Origin of the sequence: Halobaculum sp. XH14 (assembly GCF_032116555.1) — an archaeon.
Classification (GTDB): Archaea; Halobacteriota; Halobacteria; order Halobacteriales; family Haloferacaceae; genus Halorarum; species Halorarum halobium.
Window position 1 is genome coordinate 2,193,075 of sequence record NZ_CP134949.1, and the last position, 19,414, is coordinate 2,212,488.

At 70.7% G+C, this 19,414-nt stretch carries 15 protein-coding genes; 10 read left to right on the top strand and 5 right to left on the bottom strand.

What is annotated here, in order from left to right; all coding sequences use genetic code 11:
- Window positions 1-245 precede the first annotated feature (245 nt).
- Both RJT50_RS11220 and mutS read left to right on the top strand, forming a co-directional pair.
- Window positions 246-1,610, top strand: coding sequence for a PQQ-dependent sugar dehydrogenase (locus RJT50_RS11220; RefSeq protein ID WP_313691414.1), 1,365 nt, complete (start codon window positions 246-248; stop codon window positions 1,608-1,610).
- 39 nt (window positions 1,611-1,649) lie between these two features.
- Window positions 1,650-4,337: a DNA mismatch repair protein MutS gene (gene mutS / locus RJT50_RS11225; RefSeq protein ID WP_313691415.1), complete on the top strand. Its 2,688-nt coding sequence runs from the start codon at window positions 1,650-1,652 to the stop codon at window positions 4,335-4,337.
- A 53-nt stretch (window positions 4,338-4,390) separates the two neighbouring features.
- Here the strand turns inward: mutS and RJT50_RS11230 are convergent, their stop codons facing one another.
- Window positions 4,391-5,077 (bottom strand): TIGR00266 family protein, encoded by a 687-nt coding sequence (locus RJT50_RS11230; RefSeq protein WP_313691416.1) that lies wholly within the window; start codon window positions 5,075-5,077, stop codon window positions 4,391-4,393.
- A 203-nt stretch (window positions 5,078-5,280) separates the two neighbouring features.
- Between RJT50_RS11230 and RJT50_RS11235 the strand changes: the two genes are divergently transcribed.
- From RJT50_RS11235 to RJT50_RS11250, 4 genes are all read left to right on the top strand, one after another.
- Window positions 5,281-6,420 (top strand): Fic family protein, encoded by a 1,140-nt coding sequence (locus tag RJT50_RS11235; protein WP_313691418.1) that lies wholly within the window; start codon window positions 5,281-5,283, stop codon window positions 6,418-6,420.
- Window positions 6,421-6,805: 385 nt separating this feature from the next.
- The gene (mutL, locus tag RJT50_RS11240; RefSeq protein ID WP_313691420.1) at window positions 6,806-9,058 is read left to right on the top strand and encodes a DNA mismatch repair endonuclease MutL; all 2,253 of its coding nucleotides are present in this window, start codon (window positions 6,806-6,808) and stop codon (window positions 9,056-9,058) included.
- 85 nt (window positions 9,059-9,143) lie between these two features.
- Window positions 9,144-10,103, top strand: a complete 960-nt coding sequence (gene kdgK1, locus RJT50_RS11245; protein WP_313691421.1) for a bifunctional 2-dehydro-3-deoxygluconokinase/2-dehydro-3-deoxygalactonokinase — start codon at window positions 9,144-9,146, stop codon at window positions 10,101-10,103.
- A 10-nt stretch (window positions 10,104-10,113) separates the two neighbouring features.
- The gene (locus tag RJT50_RS11250) at window positions 10,114-10,710 is read left to right on the top strand and encodes a cupin domain-containing protein (protein ID WP_313691423.1); all 597 of its coding nucleotides are present in this window, start codon (window positions 10,114-10,116) and stop codon (window positions 10,708-10,710) included.
- A 57-nt stretch (window positions 10,711-10,767) separates the two neighbouring features.
- Here the strand turns inward: RJT50_RS11250 and RJT50_RS11255 are convergent, their stop codons facing one another.
- Both RJT50_RS11255 and RJT50_RS11260 read right to left on the bottom strand, forming a co-directional pair.
- Window positions 10,768-11,370, bottom strand: a complete 603-nt coding sequence (locus RJT50_RS11255; RefSeq protein WP_313691425.1) for a J domain-containing protein — start codon at window positions 11,368-11,370, stop codon at window positions 10,768-10,770.
- Between the two features lie 102 nt (window positions 11,371-11,472).
- Window positions 11,473-11,730, bottom strand: coding sequence for an MTH865 family protein (locus tag RJT50_RS11260; RefSeq protein ID WP_313691426.1), 258 nt, complete (start codon window positions 11,728-11,730; stop codon window positions 11,473-11,475).
- Between the two features lie 127 nt (window positions 11,731-11,857).
- Here RJT50_RS11260 and RJT50_RS11265 point away from each other — a divergent pair, with 127 nt between their 5' ends.
- Together RJT50_RS11265 and RJT50_RS11270 are read left to right on the top strand one after the other, a co-directional pair.
- Entirely contained in the window at window positions 11,858-12,916 is a 1,059-nt protein-coding gene (locus RJT50_RS11265) for a M42 family metallopeptidase (RefSeq protein ID WP_313691427.1), read from the top strand.
- 273 nt (window positions 12,917-13,189) lie between these two features.
- The gene (locus RJT50_RS11270) at window positions 13,190-13,816 is read left to right on the top strand and encodes a plastocyanin/azurin family copper-binding protein (RefSeq protein ID WP_313691429.1); all 627 of its coding nucleotides are present in this window, start codon (window positions 13,190-13,192) and stop codon (window positions 13,814-13,816) included.
- Window positions 13,817-13,869: 53 nt separating this feature from the next.
- On the opposite strand, the gene RJT50_RS11275 is transcribed toward RJT50_RS11270, so the two are convergent.
- On the bottom strand, window positions 13,870-14,736 hold the full coding sequence (locus RJT50_RS11275) for a hypothetical protein (protein ID WP_313691431.1): 867 nt from the start codon (window positions 14,734-14,736) through the stop codon (window positions 13,870-13,872).
- Window positions 14,737-14,850: 114 nt separating this feature from the next.
- Window positions 14,851-15,915 (bottom strand): glycosyltransferase, encoded by a 1,065-nt coding sequence (locus tag RJT50_RS11280; protein WP_313695987.1) that lies wholly within the window; start codon window positions 15,913-15,915, stop codon window positions 14,851-14,853.
- Window positions 15,916-16,148: 233 nt separating this feature from the next.
- Here RJT50_RS11280 and RJT50_RS11285 point away from each other — a divergent pair, with 233 nt between their 5' ends.
- Both RJT50_RS11285 and RJT50_RS11290 read left to right on the top strand, forming a co-directional pair.
- A complete protein-coding gene (locus tag RJT50_RS11285; protein WP_313691432.1) occupies window positions 16,149-17,996 on the top strand; it encodes a S9 family peptidase in 1,848 nt (615 codons plus the stop codon).
- Window positions 17,997-18,111: 115 nt separating this feature from the next.
- On the top strand, window positions 18,112-19,311 hold the full coding sequence (locus tag RJT50_RS11290) for a GAF domain-containing protein (RefSeq protein ID WP_313691433.1): 1,200 nt from the start codon (window positions 18,112-18,114) through the stop codon (window positions 19,309-19,311).
- The last annotated feature ends 103 nt before the right edge of the window (window positions 19,312-19,414 follow it).

Below are 19,414 nucleotides of genomic sequence, written 5' to 3' on the forward strand. Positions count from 1 at the left end.
GCCCCGGCGTCCGGTCGTCGCTCCGCGGGCTCCCGTCGCGGCGACGTCGGCCGGAGCGTAACCTAAAAGGAACCGCATCGCCCCGGGTTGACCGTCGTACGGTCGGGCAGCCGTCGGGTAGGGGCCCCTGCTCGTCCGTGCGGCGGTCGTCACTGAACCGACAGCGGCGCCGCTCCGACGGTTCGAACCCCACGAGCCGGCTCACCCGCACCACGTATTTTCCGTCTCGCGGCCGTAAACCCCCCATGGACCCTGCGACCGGCAGGCGGGAGGTACTCGGCGCACTGTTCGCTGGCGGCCTGGCTGGGCTGGCGGGCTGTAGCGGAACGACCGGCCAGGGGACGGAGACCGGCGGCGGCGGATCCCCGACACCGTCCGAGTCCACGCCCTCCGGGACCGACGGAACGTCCGCGGCGAGCCCGCCCGAGACGGTCGGACTCGAAACGCTCGCGTCGGGGCTGCAGGCGCCAGTCGACATCGCCTTCGCGCCGGACGCCGACAGGCGCTACGTCACCGACCAGAACGGGCGCGTCTTCGTTCACGAGTCCGGCGGTCTGCGCGGGGAGCCGTTCCTCGACCTCCGCGAGTCGGTCGAGGTCGGCGGCGAGAAGGGGTTGCTCGGGCTCGCGTTACACCCCGAGTTCGCGGACAACAGGCGGCTGTTCGTCCGCTACAGCGCCCCCTCCCGGTCCGGAACGCCCGACTCGTACAGCCACACGTTCGTCCTCTCGGAGTTCACGGCGAACGCCGACGGGACCGCCGTGGCCCGCGACTCCGAACGCGTCGTGCTGGAGATTCCCGAACCGCAGGCGAACCACAACGCCGGCTCCCTCGCGTTCGGCCCCGACGGCCTCCTGTTCGTCGGCGTCGGCGACGGCGGCGGGGGCGGCGACCAGGGGACCGGCCACGTCGAGGACTGGTACGACGCGGTCGAGGGAGGGAACGGCCAGGACGTGACCGAGAACCTGCTGGGGAGCATTCTTCGGATCGACGTCGACGGCCAGTCCGGAGGGAACCCGTACGCCGTCCCCGAGGACAACCCGCTCGTCGGGCAAGCCGGGCTCGACGAGCAGTACGCCTGGGGGTTCCGGAACCCGTGGCGGTTCTCCTTCGACGGCGCGGACCTCTACGTCGGTGACGTCGGGCAGAACCGCTTCGAGGAGGTCGACCTCGTGGAGCGTGGCGGCAACTACGGCTGGAACGTCAAGGAGGCGACCCACTGCTACGACGCCGACGAGTGCCCCGACGCGACGCCCGCGAGCGTCCGCGGCGGCGAACCCCTCATCGACCCCATCACCGAGTACCCGCACTCGGGCGAAGGAGTAACCGGAATCTCGGTCATCGGCGGAACCGTCTACCGCGGCTCCGCGCTGCCGGGGCTGGCGGGACGGTACGTCTTCGGCGACCTCCAGGCGGGCGGCCGGCTGTTCCTCGCGTCCCCGTCCGAGGGCGGCGGCCGCTGGTCGACGTCCGTCCTCCCGGTCGCCGACGACGACGCCGGAAAACTGGAGCGGATCCTCTCGTTCGGCCGCGACGCCGAGGGCGAGGTGTACGTGCTCGGTACCGGCGCGGACGGCGGCGGCGTCCACCGCGTCGTCCCCGCCGGGTAACCCGTAGCGTTTTACGGACCCCCGGCCCCACTCACGACCATGTCGAACGAGGCGGGCGGCATCGTGGGCGAGTTCCTCTCGCTGAAGGCCGACACCGAGGCCGACGTGCTCGCGATGCAGTGTGGCGACTTCTACGAGTTCTTCGCCGACGACGCCGAACTCGTCGCGGACGTTCTCGACCTCAAGGTGTCACAGAAGTCCTCGCACGGCTCCTCGTACCCGATGGCGGGCGTCCCGCTCTCGGAGCTCACCCCCTACCTCAACGCGCTCGTCGAGCGCGGCTACCGCGTCGCCGTCGCCGAGCAGTACGAGACCGACGAGGGCCACGCACGACGGGTCGAGCGCGTCGTCTCGCCGGGCACCGTCGTCGACCCCGACGACTCGGCCGCGCGCTACCTCGCGGCGGTCGAGGAGGCAGACGGCGAGTACGGCGTCGCGTTCGCCGAGGTGACGACCGGCCGGTTCCGCGCCGCGTCGGTCTATTCGGCGGAGGACGTGCGCGCGGAACTTCACCGGTTCGCGCCCGTCGAGATCCTCCCCGGCCCGGGCGTCCGCGAGGACGACGCCCTGCTCGCCACGCTCCGGGAGGACACCGACGCGCGGCTCACCCTCCACGAGGTCGACGCGTTCGCGCCCGGCCGCGCCCGTCATCGCCTGCGCGAGCAGTTCGGCGACGAGACGCTGGACGCGGTCGGCCTCGAGGCCGACGCCCCGGTCGGAGCCGCCGGCGCGGTGTTGCACTACGTCTCCGAGACGGGCGTCGGCGTGCTCGCGGCGATGACGCGACTCGGGGCGCTCGACCCCGGCGGCCGCGTCGCGCTCGACGCGACGACCCAGCGCAACCTGGAACTGACCGAGACGATGCAGGGCGAGCGGGACGGCACCCTGCTCTCGACGCTTGACCACACCGAGACGGCGGCCGGGTCGCGCCTGCTCCGCGAGTGGGTCACCCGACCCCGCCGGGACCGCCCGGAACTCGAGCGTCGCCAGGACGCCGTCGCCGCGTTCGCCTCGGCGGCGCTCGCCCGCGACCGCCTGCTCGAGGAACTCGACGGGACGGCCGACCTCGAACGCCTCGCCTCGCGGGCGACGAGCGGGAGCGCGGATCCCCGCGACCTGGCGGCCGTCCGCGACGCGCTCGCCCGCCTCCCGCGACTCGCGTCGGCCATCGAGGGAACCGAACTCGCCGAGTCGCCGGTCGCGGACGTCCTCGCCCGCCCGGACCAGGCCGCCGCCCGCGCGCTCCACGACGATCTGGGCGACGCGCTCGCGGCCGACCCGCCCGGCACCGTCACCGAGGGCGACATCTTCGCCCGCGGCTACGACGGGGAACTCGACGAACTGCTCGACGAGTACGAGGAGGCCGAGCGCTGGCTCGACACGCTCGCCGAACGCGAGAAGCGCCAGCACGGGCTCTCACACGTCACGGTCGACCGCAACACGACCGACGGCTACTACGTCCAGGTCGGCCGCTCGGTCGCCGACGAGGTGCCCGAGCACTACCGCGAGATCAAGACGCTGAAGAACTCGAAGCGGTTCGTCACCGACGAACTCGAGGACAGGGAGCGCACCATCCTGCGCCTGGAGGAGGCGCGCGGCGAGCTGGAGTACGACCTGTTCCGGGAACTCCGGGGGCGCGTCGCCGAGCACGCGGAACTCCTCCAGGACGTCGGCCGCGCGCTCGCGGAACTCGACGCGCTCGCCTCGCTGGCCGAACACGCGGCGGCGAACGACTGGGTCCGGCCCCACCTCGTTGGCGGCGCGGACGGTGATGCGACCGCGAACGGTGCGGGCGACGACCACGACGACGAACTCCGCATCGACGCGGGCCGCCACCCGGTCGTCGAGCGGACGACCGACTTCGTGCCGAACGACCTTCGACTCGACCGCGAGCGCGGCTTTCTCATCGTCACCGGGCCGAACATGAGCGGGAAGTCCACCTACATGCGCCAGTGCGCGCTCGTCGTTCTGCTCGCCCAGATGGGCAGTTTCGTCCCCGCGGACTCCGCCCGCGTGCCCCTCGTCGACGGCGTGTTCACGAGGGTCGGCGCGCTCGACGAACTCGCGCAGGGGCGCTCGACGTTCATGGTCGAGATGCAGGAGCTCTCGAACATCCTCCACTCGGCGACCGAGGACTCGCTGGTCATCCTGGACGAGGTGGGTCGCGGCACCGCCACCTACGACGGCATCTCCATCGCCTGGGCGGCCACGGAGTACCTCCACAACGAGGTGCGCGCGAGGACGCTGTTCGCGACCCACTACCACGAACTCACGGCGCTCGCCGACCACCTCCCGCGGGTCGAGAACGTCCACGTCGCGGCCGAGGAGCGGGACGGCGACGTGACGTTCCTCCGCCGGGTCCGCGAGGGGCCGACCGACCGTTCCTACGGCGTCCACGTCGCGGACCTGGCGGGCGTGCCCGACCCGGTCGTCGACCGTTCGGCCGACGTGCTCGACCGCCTCCGCGAGGAGAAGGCCATCGAGGCGCGCGGGTCGGCCGGCGACGGTGACGGCGATGGCGCCGACGTGCCGTCGACACAGACCGTGTTCGACCTCGGGAGCGGGCAGTTCCGGGGATCGGCGAGCGCCGATGGAGGCGATTCCGAGCCCCTCGACCCCGTCACGGAGTCGGTGCTGGAGGAGCTAAGGGCGACCGACGTGAACGAGGTGCCGCCGGTCGAGCTGATGGCGAAAGTGCAGGAGTGGCGCGAGCGGCTGGACGACTGATCGCGGCCGAGGATCGGTGCCGGTTCTGTGCCGCGGATCGCCTCGCGGCGACCTCACGTCGATCCCGACGAGTTCCCGGTCGGAAGCTGGGGGATGAGCCACGCGAGGAACGAGTCCTGGCTGCGCGTCTGGAGCCACACGTGCCCCTCGCCGCTGAACTCCGCGACGAGCCCCTCGCCGCTGAGCAGCGTCGACTTCAGGCCGCCGACCCGCCGGACGGCGAAGTCGGCGGTGTCCTCGAAGGCGACGATGTGACCCGTGTCGATGGTGTACGTCTCGTCGGGATCGAGGTCGACCTCCTCGATGGCCCCGTAACTGGACATGAACAGCGGCCCGCTTCCCTCGATCCGCAACAGGAACAGTCCCTCGCTCCCGAAGAACGTCTTCGCGCCCCCGAACTCGGTGTCGACCTCCAGCGCCGTGTCCGAGGCGATGTACGACCCGGACTGGACGTAGACGGTGTCCGCGTCGAGTTCGTGGTGGACGACGTCGCCCGGGAGCGGCGGCGCGAACGTGACCGAACCGGCCTCGCTCGCGGTGAACGTGTTCTGGAAGAAGCTCTCGCCGCCGAACAGTCCACGCTGGAGCGACTTCAGGAACCCGCCCGTGGCGTTCGTCTCCATCTCGATGCCGTCGCCGTAACTCACCATCGCGCCCGACTCGGCCAGCACCTCCTCGCCCGCCTCCAGCGAGATCTCGGCCGTGGCGAACGAGGGACGGTGGGCTATCTCGTGGTCCATACCTCCCGTACGGGGAGAAACGGAATAACGCTACTCCACCCCCGCCCCCGGCCGGGCGTTCGCCTAACTATCTCCCGCACGCGCCGGCACACAGTTAACGACCGCCGGTGAACTCTGACCACGGCCCGGAGATGTGTCCCAGTAGTTAGGTATATTGGTAATCGGTTAACTTATGTGGCGTCCCCGCCGAGGCCAGGTTAGCCATGGACCCGGCGGAGTTTACGGACGGCCCGGGCAGCATCGACGACCACGACGGGCTGCCGTGCTACCGGCCGCCGAGCCTTCCGCCGGATCTGGAGTACAGCGACGACCTGCTCCGGGTGTACGGCGACGCCCAGTACGCGCTCGGCCGACTGACGACCCTGCACCGGGACCTGGACAACCCGAACCTCCTCATCGCGCCGTTCGTCCACCGCGAGGCGGCGATGAGCTCACAGGTCGAGGGGACGAACGTCACCATCTCGGACATCTACCAGCACGAGGTCGGCTCCACGCCCGCCAGGTCGGCCGCGGAGGGGACCGACGTCCGCGAGGCGTACAACTACGTCGACGCGGTGAAACAGGGGTTCGCCAGGCTGGACGACGGCGAGCCCATCGACCTCGACCTCGTTCGGGACCTTCACGAGGTGCTGCTGGGCGGCGTCCGGGGCGAGGAGGACCGGCCGGGCGAGCTCCGCGACGTTCCGGTGTACATCGGCGCGCGGGGGGACGACCCGTCGACGGCGACGTTCATCCCCGCGCGGCCGGATCTGGTGGAACTGCTGCTCGAACAGCTGTTCTCGTACGCCCGGCGCGGGGAGTACCCGCCGCTGGTCGACGCGGCGCTGTGTCACTACCAGTTCGAGGCGGTCCACCCGTTCCGGGACGGCAACGGCCGGCTCGGCCGGCTGCTCATCATGCTCCAGCTGTACGACGCGGGGCTGCTGCCGGGGCCGTACCTCTACCTCAGCGCGTCCTTCAAGCAGTTCGGCCAGCAGTACCGCGACAAGCTGCTCGCGGTGAGCACCGGGGGCGCGTGGGACGACTGGATCACGTTCGTACTGAACGCCATCGCCGAGCAGGCCATCGACGGTTACGACTGCGGCGTCCGGCTGAAGGAGCTCCGGGAAGGGTACCGCGAGCGGTTCCCGAGTTCGGTGACGACGCGGGAGCTGGTCGATTACCTGTTCGAGCAGCCGTACCTGACGGGGCCGCGTGCGGTGGAGGCGACCGGCCGGTCGAAGCCGTCAGTGTACGAGGCGATCGATACGCTGGAATCGGCGGGCATCATCGTGGAGACGACGGGGAAGCAGCGGAACAAGGTGTACGAGGCGCCCGAGATTCTGTCCGTGTTGAGTTCGTGATCGGTTTGCTGGTGTGTTGAATTTCGACACGCTCTCAGTGTGAACAGCACGACTCGGGTTCGGACCACTTCGGAAGTCACCGGGACGCTCTCCATCAGGACTTGTTTGGGTGTCGCTTCGGCTGCCTCGAAAGCCCCCGCGGCTCCCGACGAACCCCGGACCCGTAAGCACCATAACGCGACCGCAGGGAGCGTGAGGAGCGCGGCGTGGTCCGCGGGAGTCGAGAGCCGCGGGGGCTTTCGAGCCGTTCTCAACCACCACAAACCACCCACAATAATCCAAATCCAATCCGAAAAGCAACACTGGATTCATAGGGACCACCCGCCACATCCGACCCAATGAGTAGTCGCGGTCGGACCCAACCCAAAGTAAAAGGAGCCGACCCATGAGCGACCGCACCGACCCGACCACGACCGAGATCAGATCGCTCGACGACCGAACCGTCCGCGAGATCGCCGCCGGCGAGGTCGTCGAACGCCCCGCGTCCGTCGTGAAGGAACTCGTCGAGAACGCGCTCGACGCCGGCGCGGGGCGCGTCTCGGTCGCCGTCGAGAACGGCGGCATCGACGGCATCCGGGTCCGGGACGACGGCGAGGGGATGGCCCCCGACCAGCTCCCCGGGGCCGTCGCCAAACACGCCACGAGCAAGCTGGGCGGCATCGACGACCTCGACTCGGGCGTCGCCACGCTGGGCTTCCGCGGCGAGGCGCTCCACACCGTCGGCGCGGTCGCGGAGTTGACCGTCCGCTCGCGCCCGCCCGCCGCCGACACCGGCGCCGAACTGGCCGTCGACCACGGCGACGAGGGCGACGTCGAGCCGGCGGGCTGTCCGGTCGGCACGACCGTCGAGGTCCGGGACCTGTTCGGCGAGACGCCCGCGCGCCGGAAGTTCCTCAAGACGCCCGCGACCGAGTTCGACCGGATCAACGGCGTCGTCTCAGCGTACGCGCTCGCCAACCCCGACGTGGCCGTCTCGCTGGAGCACGACGGCCGCGAGGTGTTCGCCTCGAACGGCGACGGGAACCTTCGCTCTGCGGTCCTGGCGGTGTACGGCCGGACGGTCGCGGAGTCGATGGTGGACGTCGACCGCGGCGGCGATGAAACGGAAGCAGGCCGGAGCGACGGCGGCGAGGGAACCGGCGTCTCCGTCTCGGGGCTCGTCTCGCACCCGGAGACGACCCGAGCTGGCAGGGAGTACCTCACGACGTTCGTGAACGGCCGCTGGGTGCGCGACGGCGACCTCCGCGGCGCGGTCGTGGACGCCTACGGCGGGCAACTCGCGCCGGACCGCTACCCGTTCGCCGCCCTGTTCGTCGACGTGCCCGCCGACGCCGTGGACGTGAACGTCCACCCGCGCAAGACGGAGGTCCGGTTCGACGACGACGTGGACGTGACGGGGACGGTCCGGGACGCGGTCCGGAACGGCCTGCTCGAGCACGGACTGATCCGCAGTTCCGCGCCGCGCGGGAAGTCGGCCCCCGAGGAGGCCGCCGTCGACCCCGAGGTCGTCGGCGGGGCCGGCACCGACCACGAGCGCGCCGCGGCCGACGCCCGGGCCGACGAGGACGGAGACGCGGACGATGGCGACACCGCGGACGAAGCGGGGGCCGGGACGACCTCGTCGGTGCTCGACGCCTGGGGCGGCTCCCCGGCCGCGGACCCCGAGGCTCCGGGCGCCGACTCCGGCTCCGGGACGGTTCGGAAACCGGAGGACGAAAAGACGGCGGATGACGAATCGGCGGTCGAGGGGACGGCGGGGGACGTGGACGAAGTGACGACCGACGCCGCGACCGGAGCGGCCGACCGACCGACCGACCACCCGGTCCGACGGCCGCACCACGACGAACCGTGGAGCGACCGCCCGTCACCGCGCCGGTGGCAGGCCGAGGACTCGCCGGACGGGGGACCGTCGACTGACGACCGATCGGGTGACGATCCCCGACCGACCGACGATCCGACCCGGCAGGCCCCCCGACAGTCGACGCTCGCCGGCGGCACCACCGACGAGCGGACGGAGCACGACTCGCTGCCCGCGATGCGCGTGCTCGGCCAGTACGACGGGACGTACGTCGTCTGCGAGACCGACGAGGGACTGGTGCTGGTCGACCAACACGCCGCCGACGAGCGGGTGAACTACGAACGGCTCCGCGCGGCCGCCACCGAGGACGCGCCGGCACAGACGCTCGCCGAGCCGGTCGAACTCGAACTCACCGCCCGCGAGGTCGAACTGTTCGAGACGTTCCGCGACGCGCTGCTGTCGGTCGGGTTCGCGGCCGAGCGCGCGGGCGACCGGACCGTCGCCGTGACGGCGGTGCCGGCCGTGTTCGACGCAACGCTCGACCCGGACCTCCTGCGGGACGTGCTCGCGGCGTTCGCCGACGAGGTCGCCGCGGGGGACCGGCCGGTGGCCGAAGTCGCGGACGCGCTGCTCTCGGACCTGGCGTGTTACCCCTCGGTCACCGGCAACACGTCGCTCACCGAGGGCTCGGTCGCGGACCTGCTCTCGGCGCTCGACGACTGCGAGAACCCCTACGCCTGCCCGCACGGCCGGCCCGTGCTCGTGGAGTTCGGGCGCGGCGAGATCGAAGCGCGGTTCGAGCGTGACTACCCCGGCCACGCCGGCCGGCGCGAGGAGTAGCCGCCGGTCGGGCCCGGGTCCGACCGGTCGCGCTCGCGGCCGGCATTCCCACGGGTTCATGTGTCCCGGCTCCGACCTCCCGCCCATGACCGACCTCGTCACGTTCGGGGAGACGATGCTCCGGCTCTCGCCGCCGGAGGGGGTCAGGCTGGAGACCGCCCGCGAGTTCGACGTGCGCGTCGGCGGCGCGGAGAGCAACGTCGCCGTCGCGGCTGCGTCGCTGGGGCTGGAGTCGGCGTGGCTCTCGAAGCTCCCGGACTCGCCGCTCGGCAGACGGATCGTCCACGAACTGCGCGGCTACGGCGTCGAGACCGACGTCGCGTGGGACGGCCGCGAGGACGCGCGCCTGGGCACCTACTACCTCGAACCGGGCGGGGAACCGCGCGGGACCGACGTCGTGTACGACCGCGCCGACGCCGCCATCACGACCGTCTCGGCCGACGAACTCCCGACCGAGTCGCTCCGGGACGCCGAGTACGTGTACACGAGCGGCATCACGCCGGCGCTCTCCCAGCAAGCCGCCGAGACGTCGATCCAGCTCCTGAACGCCGCGCGGGAGGCGGGGGCGACGACCGCGTTCGACCTCAACTATCGGAGCAAACTGTGGGACCCTGCTTCGGCCCGCGAGGGGTTCCGGGCGCTGTTCCCCCACGTCGACGTGCTCGTCGCGGCGCGGCGAGACGCGGCGGAAGTGCTCGGCCGCGACGGTGATCCGGTCGAGGTCGCACACGGGCTCGCGACCGACCACGGGTTCGAGACGGTCGTCATCACGCGCGGGGACCGCGGGTCGCTTGCGCTCCACGACGGGGAGATCCACGAACAGCCGATCTACGAGGCCGAGACGCTCGACCCCATCGGCACCGGCGACTCGTTCGTCGGCGGCTTCCTGGCCAGGCGCGCACGCGGCGGGAGCGTCCCGTCGGCCCTGGAGTGGGGCGCGGCGACGGCGTCGCTCAAGCGGACGGTCGCCGGCGATCTGGCGGCCGTCACGCCCGCGGAGGTCGAGCGCGTCGTGGCCGAGGGCGACGGCGGCATCTCGCGGTAGCCCGATTCGCATGGGAGGGGAGTCGCCGTATCCGGTCGTCGAAGCGCCCCGGAGCGGGAAGCGCGTCCGCTACCTCGAAACCGCCGAGGACACCGACGGTGCCGCCGCCCGGTTCGAGATGTGGCTCGCGCCCCCGCCCGACTCTCACGGCCCGATGCGACACGTCCACCCCGAGCAGGACGAGATCCTCGAAGTCCGCGATGGCAGCCTCGGAGTCTGGCACGACGGACGGACCCTGGAGCTCTCGCCCGGCGAGCGCGTGACGATTCCGGCGGGCGACCCGCACCGGTTCTGGAACGCTGGCGAGGGGGAACTCCACCTCGTCGGCGAGGTGCGACCGGGACGCTCGACGGAGGCGTTCATGTACGTGACCTACGGGATGGGGGGCGACTACGCGACGACGCCGTCGGGCATGCCGCTCAACCCGCTCCGGCTCGCACCGGTTCTCGAGCGGTACGATGACCTGCTGTATCTCGCGCTCGTTCCGATCTGGCTCCAGAAGTTCGGCATTCGGCTCCTCGCCCCGCTTGGCCGGTTGTTCGGCTTCTCGGGGGAGTACCCGGAGTACGTGCCCCCGGGGCGGGAGGAGTGTCTTCGGCGGTCGTGAGTCCCGGCGGTCGGGACCGGACCAGCACCGCCGACCCGGGTGCAACGGACGGACGAGTCAGCCGTTCTCGACGTGGTTCAGCGCGGTCGCGTACGCCTCCCTGACCCGCGTGAACGCCTCGCGGCTGCCGCCGCGGTCCGGATGCGACTCCTTGACCCGCTCGCGGTAGGCCGACTCGACGGCGTCCTCGTCGGCTCCCCGGGGGAGTCCGAGCGTCTCGAACGCGGCTCGGACCGGGTCGCGGTCGGATCCGTCGTCGAGGTCCGGCACGCCGAACGGGAGGCGACGGCCGAGCTGATGGCCGGGCATCTCGTGTTCACAGAGCACGACGTGGCGACCGTCCTCGGCGTCGCGGAGCCGGAAGTACGCCTGCGCGTCGAAGGTGATGACGACGTCCCGTTCGGGGAGGTAGAACGCCACTTCCCGTCCGTCGAGGACGTACCGCTCGTGGAACCGCTCGTCGATGGCCGCGAGGTACTGGCGGATCTCCGCGCGGCGGCGGAGCGAGCCGCGTGACTCGCTCGCGGTCCGGGCTGGCGGGTCGGGGAACCACCGGTTCGCCGCGAGAAACACCGCAGCGACGAGCGTCGAGGCCGCGGCGCCGACCCCGACGCCCAGCATCAGCCACGCGGGCAGCATCCCGAGCCACTGGTCGAGCACAGTCGTGGTTGGCGGCCGGCGAAGTTGAACCTCCCGGAACGCGCAGTCGCCCGAAGAAAACTGGATCGGTGCGCGGCGCGAAGCGCCGCGACGGGGTCCGGCTCAGAGCATGTCTTCGGCCTTCAGCCCCTCGATGACGTCGTCGACGAGCGACTCGACGTCGTCGTAGGGGAACTCCTGGTGGGAGCCGAGCTTGGCGGCCATCTCCATCGCGGTGAAGGAGGTGTCGCCGGCCTCGAAGCGCGTGCCCGGGCCGCTCGGGAGCGCGGGGACGAGGTCCATCTGGTTCGAGACGGGGTAGTCGGCCCCCTCGAACGCCTCGGTCAGCTGCGAGCGGAGTTCCGCCTCTGTGTCACTCATGCCCGCATCCGGGGCCGTTGCGACAAAAAGCGTTCCGGAACCACTGAAAACTCCGGGAGAGTTCCAACTCCCGGCCGGCCGGGCCGGAACTCGTGGCTTTAGGAGCCTCGACGCGCCAGCAGCACGCATGTCGTTCGAGTTCGAGTTCGACCTGCTACGCGAACTGACGGAGACGAGCGGGGTGCCGGGGTACGAGGATCGGGTGCGCGAGGTGGCCGAGCGCGAACTGGCCGAACGGACCGACGAGGTCCGGACCGACGCGATGGGGAACGTCGTCGGGACGGTCCACGGCGCCGACGGCGGCGACTACGAGGTGGCGGTCGCGGCCCACATGGACGAGATCGGGTTCATGGTCAAACACGTCACCGAGGACGGCTTCCTGAAACTCGACGCGCTCGGCGGGTGGGACGCGCGCGTGCTCCGCGCCCAGCGCGTCCGGGTCCACACAGACGACGGCGACCTGACGGGGGTCATCGGCTCGGTTCCCCCGCACACGCTCGACGAGGAGGAGGCGGAGGCGGACGACACCGTCGAGGGTGCGGTCGTCGACCTCGGAATGGACGGCGACGCCGTCGCCGAGTCGGTCTCGGTCGGCGATCTGGTGACGATGGAGCAGTCGACCGTCGAACTGGGCGACTGCGTGACGGGCAAGGCGCTCGACGACCGGGTCTGCCTGTTCGCGATGCTCGAGGCCGCAGAGCGGGTCGAGAACCCGGACGTGACGATCCACTTCTGTGCCACCGTGCAGGAGGAGGTCGGCCTCCGCGGCGCGAGGGCGCTCGGCGTCGACGTCGACCCGGATCTGGCGGTCGCGCTCGACGTCACCGTCGCCAGCGACGTCCCGGGCGTCAGCGAGGACAAGCGGGTGACGGAACTCGGCGAGGGGACCGCGATCAAGCTGAAGGACTCCTCGGTCATCACGACGCCGAAGGTCCACCGCCGGCTCCGCGCGGTCGCCGAGGACGAGGGGATCGACCACCAGCTCGAGGTGCTCCCCGCGGGCGGGACCGACACCGCCGGCTTCCAGAACACGAACGGCGCGAAACCGGTCGGCGCGATCTCGATTCCCACGCGCTATCTCCACACGGTGACCGAGACGGCAAACGGCGACGACGTCGCCGACACGGTCGACCTGCTGACGGCGTTCCTCGACACCGAGACGGGCGAGCACGACTACTCGCTGTAGCTCCGGAAGTCCGGCGTTTCAGCGCGTGTTAGGTCGAGGATTGTTCTGTTCCAGCAAGATTCGTGGTCCCTCTGCGGTACCACTCCGCTACCTACCGTGAGGGAGGGAGGCGTGGCGAAGCCACGCCGAACGAGCGAGCGGCATTTTGTCATCGACGGGGTTTGCGGGGGGTCTGGCCGCAGCGTGTCGGCTTCGCCGACACGCGAGGACATGCCCCCCGACAAAAGCGGTCGAATCGACGGATTCACCTTGGGGAGGCGCAAACCCGCATCCATGAGCGAGCAGATGAGCCGCCGGAACTTCATCCGGGGCGCCGCGGGCGCGACCGCCCTCTCGGCCGGCGTCGGCAGCGCGGCCGCACAGGAGGGAACCGGCACTGGTACCGGGACCGGTGAGGGGACCGGAACGGCTGGCGGCACCGGAACGGCGACGGGCGGCGGTGGCGGTGGCGGCGGCAGCGCCACGGTCGCCGTCGGTCCCGACGGTGACTTCGTGTTCACGCCGGGGACCGACGAACCGCTCTACGTCACGCCCGGGACGACGGTGACCTTCGTCTGGGAGTCAGACAACCACAACGTCGTCGTGGACACTCAGCCCTCGGACGCGAGCTGGTCCGGCCACGAGACGATCGAGAACACGGGCTTCGAGTTCTCGTACACGTTCGACGTGCTCGGCACGTACGAGTACTTCTGCCAGCCCCACCAGCAGCAGGGGATGGTCGGCACCATCGAGGTCGTCGAGAGCACGCCGACCGCGACGCCCGCGCCGGCCGGCCCGCCCGAGGTGCCCGAGTCGGCCAAGAGCCTCGGCGTCGCCGCCTTCATCGCGATGTGCTCGACGCTCGGGCTGGCGTTCTTCTTCACGAAGTACGGCGGCGACTACGAGCCGCCCGAGGAGTAGCGGAGCGACGACGGTCGCCGATTCTCGCGGATCGGTGAGATGCGGACGAGCGCTCAGTCGAGCACCAGCCACGGCACGTCGACGAGCGGCGGGATGTGCGTCTCCACGTGGTGTTCCCACACGTCCTGCTCGCCGAACGCCTCGCCGTGGTCCGAGGTGACGACGATCCGACCCTCGAGGTCCGCGGCCAGGTCCGCCGCCGCTTCGAGCGCGAGCCGGAGGTTCTCCTCGTAGTAGGTCTCGATCGTCTCGCGGAGCCCCCGGCTGCCGACGTCGAACACGCTCGCCGGGTCGAGTTCCACGAGCATCCCGATCATCATGGCGAGCTGGCTCCGGCCGAGCCGGCGTTCGACACGCTGGCGGAGGTCGCCGAGCACCGGGAGCCCGTCGTCGGTCGGCTCCGTCCCGCCGGGTTCGATGATCCCGCTGCGGATGTGTTTCAGCTTGCGCCCGCGCCCCCTCCGGAGGTACGGCGCGTGCGGCTGGAGGTAGTGGACCACCATGCCGTCCTCGCCGTGCTCCTCGTCGATCCGGTCGCGTGCGGCCGCCGTCACCGCGCCGGGGACCACCGCGCCGAGGTCGTCGTCCCAGGCGTCCCGCCAGAGGTCGACGACCTCGGTGATGTGGTCGGCGGCGGCCCACTCGTAGTCGCAGGAGGCACCCCACTTCAGCTCGTTCAGCGGGATGCCGAGGCTGTTGATGAATGGGTTCGCGGAGAGGTACGTCAGGTCGGCGGTGCCGGTGAACGTCTTGGCGGCCCATTCGGGGGTGGCCGACCCGGGACTCCGTCGCTTCTCGAGTCGCCCGTCGAAGTACTCGCCGTGGAGTTCCTCGAAGAAGTCGTATCGACAGGCGTCGAGCACGATGAGATAGTCCCACTCCTCCTCGACGACGTTCTGGTCGGGGAGCGTGGTAGGCATCGGTTCAGTATTCATACACTGCGGGATATTTGTAGTGATTCGTTCCGCGCGGTCGCCGACTCGACCGTCGTCCGGCGTGGGCTCGGCCGCCTCGACGGCGCTGTGGGTTCCCGGTCATGAGAACAGTCCGTACTCGGCCACGACGGCCTCGTACCGGGTCTCGTACTCGCCGAGCACCGCGTCGTGGTCGAAGCCGGCGAACGTCTCGTTGACCGCCCGCGCCTCGAGGCTCCCGCAGGCGACGAACTCGTCGGCCAGTTCCTGCGGGCTGGTGACGAGCCGCCCCCGGTCGAGCCCCTCGACGAGTTCGTGTGCGCTCGAGCCGGCCTGGTACTCGACGAGCCCGACACAGCCGCACGCGAGCGCCCACAGCAGGTTCGTGGCGAACGGCTCGTAGGTCGCGGTCTGGGCGAACACGTGGGTCCCTTTCAGGACGGGGACGAACTCCGCCGGCGGGAGGTCGCCGACGAACGTCACGCGGTCGTCGATCCGCAGGTCGCGGGCGGTCCGCTCTGCGGCCGCCCGCTCCGGGCCGTCCCCGACGACGGCCGCGCGCCAGTCGCGGTCCCGAAGCTCGGCCAGCGCGAGCAGAAACGTTCCCACGTTCGCGTCGCCGTCGAGGTCCCGGGCGTACACGATGTCGAAGCTGTCGTCGACTGGCGACTTCCGGACCAGATCGAAGTCGATGCCCTCCGGAATCACGGTCACGTCCTCTGCGGCCGCACCGTACTCCCGAACCCCGGTCCGAACCGTCTCCGACGGCGTCACCACCGCGTCGGGCTTGCTCACCACCTTGCGGTACTGGTTTCGGGAACCGATCTCCGGGTCGCGCTCCCACCAGTCGACGACGACCGGCGTCCGGAGCAGTCGGCCGGCGGTCTTCGCGGTCGCCGCGTGGGCCGGCGGTACGTTCACCGCGTGGATGACCTCGGGTGCCGCCCGGCGCAGCGCGAACGGGAGCTTCGATCGGAACGACCCGGCGCTGGTCGTCTCGGTGACGGCTCGGTAGTCGACGCCGTCCTGCTCGAAGTGGTCGATCTCGCCCTCCCACCACTGCGCGCCGAGCCAGGTCACGTCGTGACCGCGAGCCGCGAGCCCCTCGGCGATGCGTCGCGCTCGCCGGAACGCGGGGGCGTCCCGGTGCTCGGTCGTGAACATCGAGACGAACGCGACGCGCATTCTCATCCGGTCGCTTGCCACGTGGCGATAAAAATCCGTGTGGTCCGAATTTCGGGTTCGCGTGGGGGGTCGGCGTCGTTCGGTTGGTGGTTCGGGACACGTCGGACCCGATACCGTGGCGACGACCACGAAAGCCCCCGCGGACGGCCGGGAATCGTCGGTCGGTCGAGCACGAAGCCCCACGAGTCGCTGCCACCCGAACGCTTTCCGTCGATGCGGGCATATCACGCGACATGAACGATGCGCCCGCATCCCACGGCTCCGACGAGGGGTACGACATCGAGCGGTACCTCAACATCAGGAGCGCCCACGGCGCCGACTTCGCGCCCGACGGCACCCTGGCGTTCCTCATGGACACGACGGGCACGCCGCAGGTCTGGACGCTGGCGGAACCCGGCGGCTGGCCGGTCCAGCACACGTTCTTCGACGAGCGCGTCACGTTCGTCGACTGGTCGCCCGAGCGGCGCGAACTCGTGTTCGGCATGGACGAGGGCGGCAACGAGCGCGTCCAGCTCCACCGGCTCACCCCCGACACCGGCCGGATCGTGAACCTCACCCAGCGCCCCGGCGCGAAACACCGCTGGGGCGGCTGGCGCTCCGACGGCGAACAGTTCGCGTTCGCCTCGAACCGGCGCGACGAGGCGGTGTTCGACGTGTACGTGCAGAGCCGCGACCGGACCGGCGGCGGCGCCGAACGCGTCTTCGAGGGCGACGGCTGGCTCTCAGTGGTCGACTGGGGCCCCGAGGACGACCGGCTGTTGCTCCACGAGGCCCGCTCCAGCTTCGACCACGACCTCCACGTGCTCGACCTCGAATCCGGCGAGCGGCTCCACCTCACGCCCCACGACGGGAACGCGCGGTTCACCAGCCCGGAGTGGGGTCCCGACGGCGACGCGGTGTACTGCTGTACGGACCACGCGAGCGACACGCTCCGGCTCGAACGCCTCTCGGTCGACACCGGCGACCGCTCGGTGCTCGCCGACGGCGACGGCTGGAACGTCGACGGCGTCGCGCTGGACGAGGACTCCCGACGGCTCGTCTACTCGCGGAACGTCGACGGGTACACGGAGCTCTCGGCCGCGGAACTCGTCGGGACCGACGAACTCGAACCGCTGCCGGACCCGGACCACCCCCGCGGCGTCGCCGGCGGCGTCTCGTTCACGGATGGGGGCGACGCGTACGCGCTCACGGTCACCGGGAGCACCGTCAACACGAACGTCTACGTCGCCGACGCGGCCGGCGGCGACGCGGAGCGCTGGACGTACGCCGCGACGGCCGGCATCCCCGAGGACAGCTTCGTCGAACCGGAGCTCGTCCACTACCCGACGTTCGACGGCCGAGACATCCCCGCGTTCTTCTCTACTCCCTCCACCCCCCACGATGAGGGCTCGGAACACCGCGACACGCCGGTCATCGTCGACATCCACGGCGGCCCGGAGAGCCAGCGGAGGCCCTCGTTCAACGGCGTGAAGCAGTACTTCCTCTCGCAGGGGTACGCCGTGTTCGAGCCGAACGTCCGCGGCTCGTCGGGGTACGGGAAGGCCTACACCCACCTCGACGACGTGGAAAAGCGGATGGACTCGGTGGCCGACGTCAAGGCGGGCGTCGAGTGGCTCCACGACCACCCGGACGTCGAGCCGGACCGCATCGTCGCCATGGGCGGCTCCTACGGCGGCTTCATGACGCTCGCGGCGCTCACCGAGCACCCCGACCTCTGGGCGGCCGGGGTCGACATCGTCGGCATCGCCAACTTCGTCACGTTCCTCGAGAACACCGGCGACTGGCGGCGCGAACTCCGGGAGGCCGAGTACGGCAGCCTCGCGGAGGACCGGGAGTTCCTCGAGTCCGTCTCGCCCACGACGAACATCGACGCCATCGAGGCGCCGCTGTTCGTCCTCCACGGCGAGAACGACCCGCGCGTCCCCGTGGGCGAAGCCGAACAGATCGTCGAGCGGGCCCGCGAGCAGGGCGTCCCCGTGCGAAAGCTGGTCTTCGAGGACGAGGGTCACGGGTTCACGAAGCTGGAGAACCGCATCGAGGCGTACCGCGCCATCGCGGAGTTCCTCGCGGAACACGTCTGAGGTCACGTGCACGCGCCGGGCCGAACTCGGTGCCGCCGGATGCCCGTCCGGCCCCGGCGACACGTGTCGTCCCGGCGACGAATGAATTATACAGGTCGACTCGCGTGGTGGTCATATGTCCCGGGCTCCCATCGACGCGCGGGTTCTGGTCGCCGTCTCCGATTCCAGACCGGACGTCGATGCGGGGCCCGGCGAGGCGACGGCAGCCGCGCTCGCCGAGGAACTGGGCGTCGAGACCGTCACCAAGCGAGGGAGGATGGCCGTCGAGTACCTGCGCGAACTCGCCCCGACCGTGGAGTGTATCGTCTGCATGAGCGAGTGTGCCGACTGCGTCGGAAACCTCACCGACGTCGCTCCCTCGGTCCCGCTCGTCGTCTACGGCGACGAGGCACCGGCGACACCCGTCGACGGGATCGTGGCTCGGGACGGCGGGCGGGGGGTGCTCGCCGATCGCGTCGCGGACCAGATCCGCCGCGGGAGAGAGCGCGATCGCCTCGACGAGGCGAACACCAAACTGACCGCGCTCAACACGTACACCCGTGGGATCACGGCCTGCGAGACGGTCGAGGAGGTGGCCGACACCGTGGTCGCGGCCGTGACGGAGCCGCTGGCGTACGGCGAGTGCGTGCTCGCGCTGGTCGAGGACGACAAGTTCGTGCCGTACGGCGACACGCTACCGTTCGACCCGGAGGTCACGCTGACGGTCGACGAGGGCGTCGCGGGTCGAACGTACCGTCGCCAGGAGTCCCAACTCGTCGACGACTACCGGGCGGACGACGATCGGAACCCGCAGGTCCCGCTGGACGGGTCCGTCGCGAGCATCCCGATCGGCGATCACGGCGTCCTGCAGGTCTCGACCGATCGACAGGAGGCGTTCGACGGACGCGACGTCGAGTTCCTGGAGATCGTCGCCTCACACACGAACGAGGCGCTCTCGCGGCTCCGCCGGGAGACGGACCTCAGGGTCGAGCGCGACCGGCTGCACGCGTTCTTCGAGGGGCTCCCGGCGCCGACAGTGTACGTCGAGACGGAGCCTGACGGGACGCCGGTCCTGCGCGAGGCCAACGCCGCGTACGAGGCGGCGTTCCCCTCGGTCGCCGTCGGGGAGCCCGTCGAATCCGCGTTCCCGACGGCGACCGAACGGCGGCTGTTCGCCGACGCGATCCGGGCCGAAGAGGTCGTCACCGAGTCGATCGAACGGGACACCGTCACCGAGGGGAACCGGCGGCTGGATCTGACGATCGTTCCGGTGAGGACGACGGGGCTCGACGCCGCCGGCTTCGGCGTCTACGTCGCCGACGTGACGCTTCCGTAGTCGGCCCCGTCGTCAGCGCTCGTCGCAGCACCGCCCCCGATCGGCCAGGTGTCGTTCTCCGCGTCGCTTCCCTCGTCGTGCCGCTCGTCGGGGACCCGCCCGA